This is a genomic window from Peribacillus sp. P4_D6, from assembly GCF_056401795.1.
The window spans coordinates 1-3,604 of record NZ_JBFUIQ010000230.1 but is presented as its reverse complement, the minus strand read 5'-3'; the positions used below and the strand labels follow the sequence as shown (position 1 = coordinate 3,604).

The 3,604-nt window shown below is 40.2% G+C and carries 3 protein-coding genes and 1 pseudogene; 2 read left to right on the top strand and 2 right to left on the bottom strand.

The annotated features are described in order from the left end of the window. Positions 1-8: 8 nt before the first annotated feature. Both AC1DVB_RS25910 and AC1DVB_RS25905 read left to right on the top strand, forming a co-directional pair. Entirely contained in the window at positions 9-1,736 is a 1,728-nt protein-coding gene (locus tag AC1DVB_RS25910) for a sensor histidine kinase (protein ID WP_477591653.1), read from the top strand. Positions 1,737-1,991: 255 nt separating this feature from the next. Further along, on the top strand, positions 1,992-2,747 hold the full coding sequence (locus AC1DVB_RS25905; RefSeq protein ID WP_364280265.1) for an IclR family transcriptional regulator: 756 nt from the start codon (positions 1,992-1,994) through the stop codon (positions 2,745-2,747). A gap of 291 nt (positions 2,748-3,038) precedes the next feature. On the opposite strand, the pseudogene AC1DVB_RS25900 reads toward AC1DVB_RS25905, so the two are convergent. Then, positions 3,039-3,378 (bottom strand): annotated as a pseudogene (locus AC1DVB_RS25900) (transposase); the annotation flags it as partial. A gap of 21 nt (positions 3,379-3,399) precedes the next feature. Beyond that, positions 3,400-3,604, bottom strand: a 205-nt coding sequence (locus AC1DVB_RS25895) for a hypothetical protein (RefSeq protein ID WP_477591650.1), incomplete at its 5' end; no start/stop codon positions are given.

Sequence of the window (3,604 nt, the reverse complement as noted above, 5' to 3'; positions counted from 1 at the left end):
GATTATGTATGGACTTGAATAAACATTTGGAAATGGAAAAAGGGGTTACGCCTGGATCCAGCGATGCGACAATCCTTGTCAATGAATCTGGAGTCATCTCTTTTGCGAATCAACAGGTATATGACAACTTTGGTTATGAACATTATGAATTGAACGGGGAAAAGCTTCTGAATCTTATACCAGGGGCAAACCTGCAACACAGCGGAGCAGGGGAGATTATCCACCAGTTGGGGATCCACCGGGATGGTCATGCTTTTTCGCTTTTTTTCAGGGTGAACTCCTTTCAGCTTGCGAAAGAGCTTTATTACTTAATTGTAGTCCATAAAGTGAAAGACCAATCACGGATTAACCAGCAGCAATCCTACCCGATCAATGAACTGGTTGATTTAATTTACGCACTCGATGAATCCACGATTGTTGCATTTACTGATGAAAAGGGCAAGATAATAAACTTTAATAAGAAATTTTGTGAGGTATCCAAATATTCAGCAACAGAGCTTATCGGGAAGGACCACCGAATTATCAATTCAGGTCATCATTCAAAGGAATTTATGCAAGAACTTTGGCGGACAATTTCATCAGGAAGTGTTTGGCGGGGTGAAATCAAGAATAAAGCGAAGGATGGAACTCATTATTGGGTCGATACCACAATTGTCCCTTTCTTAAATGAAAAAGGGAACCCATATAAATACCTGGCAATTCGCAAGGAAATTACCGAATATAAACGAGTTTTAGAGGAATTGGGGAAATTCGTAAATAAAATGGCCGATTTCCAATTTGCTTTGGATGCTTCCTCGATTGTAGCAATAACCGATCAAAGAGGGACGATTAAATATGTCAATGATCAATTTTGCCGGATTTCAAAGTTTTCAAAAGAAGAGCTGATCGGACAGGATCATCGGATCATTAACTCGGGATTTCATTCGAAAGAGTTTTTCAACAATCTTTGGAAAACAATATCATCAGGGGAAGTATGGAAAGGCGAGATTAAAAATAAGACCAAGGATAATACTTATTATTGGGTGGATACGACCATCGTTCCATTTCTTGATGAGTTCCAGAAACCTTATCAATATTTAGCGATTCGTCATGAAGTGACCCAGCGTAAGCTTGCGGAAGAAGAGATTCAGAAAATGACCGGGAAAATCATTGATGTGCAGGAAGAAGAAAGAAAACGCATTTCCCGAGAGCTTCATGATGATATCGGACAAAACTTATACAGCCATCTCATAACGATTAACAGACTTCAGACAGAAATGGATCATCCCCTGTTAGATCAAATGCAAGATGAAGCGACCGAAATTATCGAATCACTCCGGCATCTATCCTGGGAATTAAGGCCATCGGTACTTGATGATCTAGGACTGTTCCCTGCCATACGCTYTTTAGTGGCGCAATTTTTAGAGCATCATCATATCAAGGTCCATTTTGAATGCTATTTGAACTGCCGTCTGAATGCAAACAAAGAAATTACCATTTACCGTATTATTCAAGAGGCATTAACAAATATTAGGAAATATGCCTATGCCGAGGAAGCTACAGTTACGATCCAGGAAATAGAGGAAGAAGTTCGTGTAGAAATAGAAGATCAAGGAAAGGGCTTTGATATCGAAAAAGTTACCCGAGGAGTAGGCTTATTCAGTATGGAGGAAAGAGCCAGAGTTTGCGGCGGAAACCTTATCCTTCATTCTCGTGAAGGGAAAGGGACAAAAGTAATATTGAAAATGCCATTGTAGTGGATGGATTTTTCGTAATGATTAAGTAACTTAATCCGCTAAACGCTTCAGCATTTCACATTATTACTCGTTCCATGGGCTTCAGGATAATAAAATGATTCGATCAAATTTAAAAAGTGTCGGTTAATCAAATGAGAATACAGACAGAGCATTTTAAAAAACAATCAATACGGTTATTTTCATTACATCCTTTCTTCCATGTTTTATAATAGAATGATAGTTAAGGAAAACATGTATCATGAAAGGAGACATTGTATGCAGGCACATAACAAAACGGTCGTGAAATCCATGCAAATCCTAACCCTTTTCATAAATCATCCAAAACTGACCTTTAATGAAATGATGGAACTTTCCAATTTGCCGAAAACGTCGTTACACCGTATGGTGGGATCTTTGGAGGAAATGGGGTTTTTGACAAAGGACGAGGATGGCCGCTATTCACTTGGATTGATATTCCTGCAGTTTGGTCAACTGGTAGGGGAGCGTTTGGATATCAGGTCAATCGCCTATCCGATCATGAAAGACCTACGGGATGATGTTGAAGAAGCAGTGAATTTAATTGTAAGGGATAAGGATGAAGCGATGTATATTGAAAAGGTGGACACCCTGCAGCCTGTTCGACTTTATACATCCATTGGAAGGCGTTCGCCATTGTACGCTGGCGATTCTCGAATCATCCTAGCGTTTTTGCCAGAAGAAGAGCGTGGAAATTATTTGGAAAACATCCAATTAAAACCAATCGCCATGGGAACGATTACGGATAAAACAAAACTCCGTCATGCAATGGATGAAGCGAGATCAAATGGGTACACGATAACTTCATCAGAACTGGAGGATTATACAAAAGCGGTGAGTGCGCCGATACTCAATGGTAAAGGTGAAATAGTAGCCGGTATTAGTGTCGCTGGGATTGAAGCAAGATTTCAGGAAGATCGCTTGCCTGAATTGATTGACAAAGTAACGAAAGCTGCCAAAGCCATTTCCGTGAAACTTGGTTCTCGAACACATTAATGAAAATAGAAAAGTCATTTCATTTTCGGAATATATTTTTCTGAAATAAGATAACTTATTTAAGTTTGTCGAAACCTGCATTCTACATATAGGAAGTAAAGCCACCGCTTATGGTGGTTTTTTGTCATGTCACATGCCCAGTTGAACCAAAACGAAAAGGTGAACCATTAGGGGTTCACCTTTCAGACTGTAGACAAAAGGGGTTCGGAATTAAAAAACTCTGAACCCCTATTGAAATTCCTTTGAATTTTCGCCTAAAGTTAAGAGAGTGCGGCTCTACTAGCCTACATGTTAGGCCATTTTTGGACCTCGCCATGTCCACGTGGGCACTTTCTTTAAATTAATGGYAGAGAAAGTAAACATCGTTTGCATCGACAATTTTTTAAGTCCCCTTAAAGTAATCCAACGCATACCATGATTTTCTTTTACATCTGCGAATACACGCTCAATCGTTTTCGCATATATAGGTATTACATCTTGTTGATGACGCAGATGATCTGCTTCTCCCGCTATGCTTGCCAGATATGCCTTGTCACTACTTGCTTTCTGTACATCGTGATAAATATGAGCATGTTGCACAAATTTGTTTTGGCGATTTGTACTCGCGATAGCCCTCTTTAATTGTTGATGACTCCATGCAAAAGTGTTCTATCTAAAAGGTAAGACAAAGTTGATTGGAACGGAAGGTACGAGACTCCTGCGGGAAAAGCGCGTCTAGGGGAGACCCCGCAGGCGAAAGTCGARGAGGCTCCCCGACCGCCCGCGGAAAGCGAGTGCCTGGAGTGGAAATCAATGTCCAAACAAGCCATAAAAATAGACAAACTCGATTTTCATCGAGTTTGTCTACAGTCTGAAAG

Coding starts and splice junctions, on each gene's coding strand:
- AC1DVB_RS25905 (WP_364280265.1), top strand. CDS start 1,992: ATGCAGGCACATAACAAAACGGTCGTGAAATCCATGCAAATCCTAACC.